We start from the raw sequence: 6,631 nt of genomic DNA, 5'->3' as shown, positions 1-6,631 counted from the left end.
GTGCCGCCGCCGCGTCCGCCGACCGGCCGGCTTCGCTACCTTAGTGTCCATGTGTCCGCCAAGAAATACGCGGACACTATTACGCTTCAACCCGCGCCTTCAAGGCGGGGCGGTTGGACGGTTACACTGGAAGACCCGGGAGCTCCCCAAATCTCACGCGTGATTCAACTTCGCTCATTAGGACACGCGTCCGATGATGCATTGGGTGATGAGGGACCTAGTCCTTAACGCCAAACGATACGTGCGGGCGAAGACTATCAGGCGATCCGAGCTACCTCGACAGAAACGCGAGCGATATTGAACTGAGAAACGGAGCCAGCAACGGCCTTTGCGGGGGTAAACAGCGCAAGGTTGATTCCGTCACTGACTGAACTGCGATAGACAACCCCATCGTAATTGCATTTCTTGATGAACTCGCATAGGTACTGGCTCGGAAGATAGTCGATGGCAGCACTTCGCGGCAATACGGGGCGGGTTAGTTCCTCACCTAGCCGCTCGAGGAATGGAATATCAGCCCGCATCTGACCTATGGCGCCAGCGTCCGCAAGGAGAAACGGAGAAACAAGTCTGCGCGGATCACGTAGGTCGCATGCGGCAAGCTTCGCGATTTTGAAATCGGCGACGCACGCAACTTCTCCTGTATGGGGACGGACTTCTGCCGCTGCCGTCTCAGGCTTCGACCCGAGATACAGGTAAGGGATACCCGCAGGGTTCGCGCGGCCGTGCGTGGCAAGGTGCTTCGGAGGGGCCCCCATGTCGGTGATCGGAAATGGCTTGTCGCTAGTCTGAATGCGCGCTCTGTACCAAATTTCAGGCATGTCGTCGGCAGGCAGATGATCGAGTAGCTGGCTTAGCCTATCAGCATCAATCTTCTCATCGAGAAAATATCGGTTCTTGTACATGAGTTCGTCGCGCAACGACTCCCAGCGAACAAGCCCCTCACTCTTATACGCCGCAGAAGGCGAAAAGGACTGCCGGACAATCTCTCCATCGTTGAGGATTTCGCCAAGCAGTTCCTTCGCGTGCGCGTTATCCATCTTGGGGTGTGAAAAGAGGCGCCAATCCTCCTTCATCCATTCAACGAGAGACTTTCCATCTGCGTCCGACTCGTAGACGCTGATGAGCATCTCAAACACGTCGGCGAGCTGCGCGGGCCTAACGAGCGCTACGTTCTCCGAACCGCAGTAACTGCAACGGCCGCTAGATGAAGTAAGCGTGGGAAAGATGTACTTCCGCAGGCCGCGATCGTCAAAACACTCAGGGCAGCAATACTGCTCGGCCATGGGACGCGACTTAGGCTAGGAAGTCCGCAAGCGTCTCGATATGATGCTTCATCGAAAGCTTTTTTACATGGCCCAGTCCCGGAAAATGGTGTTTTGCATGAAGATCGCGAAACTCTTTAATCGCATCGCTCTCGATCAGCTTAGATGTGCCTGATTTCAATTCGGCAATCAGCTTGTCTAGCGCTTCGGCGAACTTTCCCGCGGGGTCTGTCGGCGTGTCTTTCGTCGTTGAGACGAAATGTTTGATGTACATCACATCGTCCTTATCAGGATCGATAAAGGTTAGATGAATGGCGACGGCGTACGCCGGCCCACCGCCCTCGATGTACTCGTCGCCAACAATGAGGAAGTCGCCAAACCCGTCCATGTCTTCCTCGTTATACGTGACATGGAGATCCGAAAATTCTTCTATGGGCGGATGATCCGCATTGCGGCGCCGTTGAAATCCATCGCGTAGAAGAATGCGCTTGCCGCGCTTAAAGTGCTTCCGGTACAGCTTGCCACAATGCTTCTCGAAGAAGACATGCTGCGTGCTCGCGAGGTCGTCTCCTAGCTTCTCGGCAAGGACCTTCGCCTCGGTAAAGCCAGCGTGGATGAATGTCGGCTTATGCTCGATGTGCTGCTCGTACAGATCAAACGCGGCGTCAGGTGCTATATCCTCTTTGACCAGAATGCCCGCAGTTATCCCCTGCTGGTTCAAGAAATCCCTCTTCAGGAGAGCCGATATTCCTGCGCCATCTTCGGCATGGTCGCCGTGGTACGGGTTAATGATGACGATCGCTTTGCCGGCCGCCTCGCAAATCGCACTCAATGTCCGGCCAAGTCCATTCAATGTTTCCCTTACCGGCTCTATGATTGGCACGAACCCCGATCCGGCGAGCAGCGCGGCCGTTTCGCGGATTGCGATCAGTTCAAACTGCTTTCCTCGGAAATAGGGGTGATACATGCGGGCTATGCCCAGGCCATTGCTTCGCCGAGCGGCGTGTGTACCGCTTCAACGAGTCGTTCATGGTCTGCGCGCCGCACTCGAATCGACAGGGCCGCGGACTGCAACGATACTGGCAACTGGTCGACAAGCTCGCCAAGAGGTGCCAAGTTGCGTGTCTGCTTCAATATCCGAACCATTTGATGGTGAACTTCCGCGGGGTCCAGTCGTGCAAAACAGCCGCGCATGGCACTATGCAGCATGGTGTTCGGCACATCCGGCACTGGTAATTTGAGTTCCTCGAGAATGGCACGCGCTTCCGTTGAACGAAGGGATTCGAAGATGGTTACGGGGCTTACAAGATCTGGTCGATCGGCCGCCTCACGAACCGTCTGAATTCGGTTCCAGCGCACAAGACTAAGCACGCCGATGTCACCAGAAGTGCTATCCATCACTCCCTGAACGTGAGCTTCGCCAGCAATGACGTAAATCTTCGCAAACACCTTGCGGTAGTTCGCAAGCTGATTGGCCAGGCGAGCCAATGAGTCGCGGTCCGACTTGATCTCGTAGACCGTGCTTGTTCCATTTAGGATGACCAGGTCGGCCTTGGATGAGCCAGCCCGAAACTCCGTCAGCATGCTAGCCGTTCTTAAGGAATGCCGTCCCAGGAGAATGTTCCGCGTCAAGGCAGAACGATAGACGTACTCGTCGCGCAATCCGGATTTCCGGAGGGCAGCGAAGGCTGTGTCGAAGGCCGAAGCGACCGTCACACCGGAAGAGCGACGGCACGGGAGGCCGGTCTGGCTGAAGAGACGCGCGAACAATGGTGAGCGCCCCTTCTTAGCCATTTCTCGGAATACGCCGGATGAAAAAAGGCGAGACAGGGCGGATAGCTGATTCGTCGTCTGTGCCATTTCCTTGCGCTTCGTCACGCCACGGCATCCTTTTTTCGATAATTTAGCATTCTAGTGCTCTGCGCCTGCACACTCAATGGGAGATTTGAGGCAATTTCGTCCCGCCTCATCGGGTCTGCGTTCCCCCGGCTTCCAAATGCCAACGACAGCCAAGATGGTCGCGCGGAAGATCCAGAGGCCGGTCCAGTTCGAGTTAATCGAGCCTATGCGAAGGTGAGTTCGCTGCGCTGAACGCTGCCATTCGCCGGTGCTACCGAGCCAACGACAGCAATGCGTGGTACCGCCGACGTAGGGGGCGAGACTGCCCAAGGTCCGTCTTGGCCGAACTGATGCCAGACTTTAGGCGATTCTCGTCTTCTATGGGATTCACTTGACCGAGGCCATGTCGATCATTAACTCGACTGAAACCACAAAAAGTGAGATGACCCCCTCAATAGCGCAATATCGTGCCATCATATGGGCATTTCACGAATGCTCCACGCCATGGCTAATAGACCTTCATTCAAGAAGCCGCCGCCAATCGGAACCACCGGCACTCCAGAAGAACTCTTTTACGCGCTGTCCGGCAGAGCAAAATCGCATGCGTATCTCCGTGGTCCGCAACAAGATGTACTGCGCGAATACGCCGACTACACGTTAGAACCGGATGTTGCGTTCGAATTGCCAACAGGATCGGGTAAGACAACGGTTGGACTCCTCATTGCCGAATGGCATCGCAGGCACAGTAAGACGCGCACCGCGTTTCTTACGTTGACCAATCAGCTGGCGGCTCAGGTGATTGGAGAAGCACACGCGCTCGGGATTGCAGTCGCGGACCTCAGAGGAAACAAAGAACGGAGATCCCGGACTGAAGAGGCGAAGTTTCTCGACGGCTCGGCGCTTGCCGTATCTACCTACAGCAACCACTTCAACGTAAGGCCGATCATTGCGAATTGCGGCGCCGTTGTATTTGACGACGCACATGGCGGCGGTGAATTCGCGGCGGCAATGTGGACGCTTCGAGTCACGGCGAAACATCATCCGGACCTTTACGCAAACCTCGTCGCGACGATGTGGCCGTTGATGACAGAGACACAGCAGAATTCCCTAAACGAAGCGACCAAGCCCAATCAAGTGGAAATCGTTGACATGGGGCTAGCCGCGCCAGCTCGTGACCAGTTCATACAAGTGCTGGACACCGAAATTCAACCTCAATCGTCCCTATCGTACGCTTGGTCTCAGGTGAAGTCGCACTTCCACGCCTGCCACATTTTCGTCTCCAAATCATCGGTTGCTGTCAGGCCCTACATCATTCCGACGTTTGATCATCCCCCGTTCTCGGACGCAGCTCATCGAATCTACTTTTCGGCAACCTTGGGCGACGTCGAAGATCTTAAGCGGGCGTACGCGGTCGAAAAGATTGAGACAATTCGAGCCGCCCAAAATCAGGATGGTCGCCGATTTGTCTTTGTCCCGGAATTGAGCATGGGCGAAGATCAGGCTTGGGGCGCGTTGGCTTCCGTCTGGACCCAATTGACACCTCAGCGTGCGGTGCTCATCGCGCCATCATTTTCCGCTGTGGAGCGGGCCGACCAACTACTACGAGATGGCCTCGGCAGTTTCAACTACTCAACCCTTCAAGCATCGGATATCGAGGAGTCCTTGGGTCAATTCACTGATGCCCACAACACCGTACTCGAATTGGCGAATCGCTACGATGGTCTCGATCTCCCAGACGATGACTGTCGATTACTTCTCTTGAGTGAGAGTCCGAAGGCCACAAATGAACTGGAAGCGAACCTGGCATCCGGATGGAAGCTCGGCCCGGCCTTGCGCTGGCGGGAGGCAACTCGCCTAGTGCAAGGCATGGGGCGATGCACGCGGAACGCTACCGACTTTGCTGTAATTGTTTTGTTCGGCGAGTCCTTGGTGAACGCTGCAACAAACAACGCACTTCTTCATCTCCTCCCGCAGACGCTACAAGCAGAAATTGCGTGGGGACGTACGCAGTTGCGCGAATTGAAATTGGACCCTGATGGTTTTGCCGAAATGATTTCCGGTCTCATAGCGGACAAGGCCTATCGCGGTGATGCAGAACAATCCATTTTGGACCATGCGGCGCAGACGCCAGCGATTTCACCTCCCGCGTCAATTGGTACCGCGTCACTTGAGGTTGCAAATGCAAAAGCATATTGGGCTGGCGATTTCTCGCGGGCCAATGAGTTAGCTCGCGCTATCGCCGACAAGCTCTCTGGCAGGGACTGGGCTGGATACAGGTGCTGGTGGCTCTATGCTGCGTCCCTCGCAGCAAGATTAGGAAAGAACAAGACAGCCGAGATCGATGCCCTGACCAGAGCGAAGAGTACGGGGATTAATGCCGGCTGGCTGGACCACGTCATCAGAGTGAGATCGACCACATTGTCGACAACAGAAACGATCGACGATCTTTCAGCCATCGTTCTAGAAAGGATATGGACAACGCTTGACGAGCAAGGGTGGTCCGGCAAGCGATTCCTCGATTTTGCAGATCGCTTGCTGACCGATCTCGCCGACACTCAGAACCACAGAGCTTTTCATCGAGGTCTTGTAGGCCTAGGACAGCTTCTCGGTGCCCAGGCCAATGCTCCAGGCCAGCAAGGTGATCCAGACGTAATTTGGAGACTCGGTGATGCGACGTGGGTTTGTTTCGAGGCGAAGTCGGAAAAACTCGAAAGCGGACGCGGCATAGCCAAGAAGGATCTGCTACAGGCTAAGGGACACGTTGAATGGGTTAAGTTCTTTGAAACCCAGGGAAAGAAAAACATCCGGATAATCGCCGTCATGGTGGCGCCTGTCGATAAGGTGCAACCGTCAGCGGAGCCGCATTGTGACGATGTCTATTTTCTTGGTACACAGGATATTGCTGAGTGGGCACGCAATGTTAGGACGGCACTTCTTGAAGTGCGCGCGAAATTCGCAGGCCGTGACTTTGCAGCGGCCAAAGATGAATTCGGGCAAGACATTGTGCGGCTGTCGTTAGACCTCCACGCTACGGTCGCTCACATAACTTCAATCCGGGTAACGTCGGGAAGTTAATCAAGGCGTATTCGCGTCATAGGCCGGCAATGGTCGGCAGAATTCACGCGACACGCGGGACGGCCATCAAACGAGCCCCCCGTCTTCTTGGCACGTGGTAGCTCATCGACGCATAGCCGACCTCGTCGACATCCCGCCCCAACGTCCGTTCAGGCCGACAAGCCGCCACCTCGCGCTTGTCAACATCCCTAACCGTCCCCAACCACCGGTTTTCCTCCCCCTTTGCGCCGCCGAGCGGAGGACTGGCGGACCGGGGAAGTCCGGACGCGATGTCCGAGCCGAAGGCGAGTTTGAGCGGCCGGCCGGGCCGGCGGTTCGCAGCGAGGGAAGCCCGCAGGGCCGGCGCAACGGGGTGTAGGAGTCAAGTACATGGGTAACAAACGAGTTCAGAGACATGCGTTACACCCTGAGCGACAGATAGTCGCCTTGGCGGCCTGATGGCAGCCGCTCATCGA

Annotated in this window: 5 protein-coding genes; 2 read left to right on the top strand and 3 right to left on the bottom strand. The window is 55.8% G+C overall.

The features are described 5' to 3' along the window. Positions 1–228: hypothetical protein (locus K1Y02_24295; GenBank protein MBX7259503.1), on the top strand; the 228-nt coding region annotated here is incomplete at its 5' end. Between the two features lie 29 nt (positions 229–257). Here the strand turns inward: K1Y02_24295 and K1Y02_24290 are convergent. The 3 genes from K1Y02_24290 to K1Y02_24280 are packed head-to-tail and all read right to left on the bottom strand — an operon-like array spanning position 258 to position 3,122. Beyond that, on the bottom strand, positions 258–1,283 hold the full coding sequence (locus tag K1Y02_24290; GenBank protein MBX7259502.1) for an RES family NAD+ phosphorylase: 1,026 nt from the start codon (positions 1,281–1,283) through the stop codon (positions 258–260). 10 nt (positions 1,284–1,293) lie between these two features. Further along, positions 1,294–2,229 carry a sce7725 family protein gene (locus tag K1Y02_24285; protein ID MBX7259501.1) on the bottom strand — a complete coding sequence of 312 codons (936 nt, stop codon included), beginning with the start codon at positions 2,227–2,229 and terminating at the stop codon, positions 1,294–1,296. 5 nt (positions 2,230–2,234) lie between these two features. Further along, the gene (locus tag K1Y02_24280; GenBank protein ID MBX7259500.1) at positions 2,235–3,122 is read right to left on the bottom strand and encodes a sce7726 family protein; all 888 of its coding nucleotides are present in this window, start codon (positions 3,120–3,122) and stop codon (positions 2,235–2,237) included. Positions 3,123–3,578: 456 nt separating this feature from the next. Between K1Y02_24280 and K1Y02_24275 the strand changes: the two genes are divergently transcribed. Next, positions 3,579–6,176, top strand: a complete 2,598-nt coding sequence (locus K1Y02_24275; protein MBX7259499.1) for a hypothetical protein — start codon at positions 3,579–3,581, stop codon at positions 6,174–6,176. Positions 6,177–6,631 lie beyond the last annotated feature (455 nt).

The organism is Candidatus Hydrogenedentota bacterium (assembly GCA_019695095.1).
Lineage (GTDB): Bacteria > Hydrogenedentota > Hydrogenedentia > Hydrogenedentales > SLHB01 > JAIBAQ01.
This window is presented reverse-complemented; position numbering and strand designations above follow the sequence as displayed.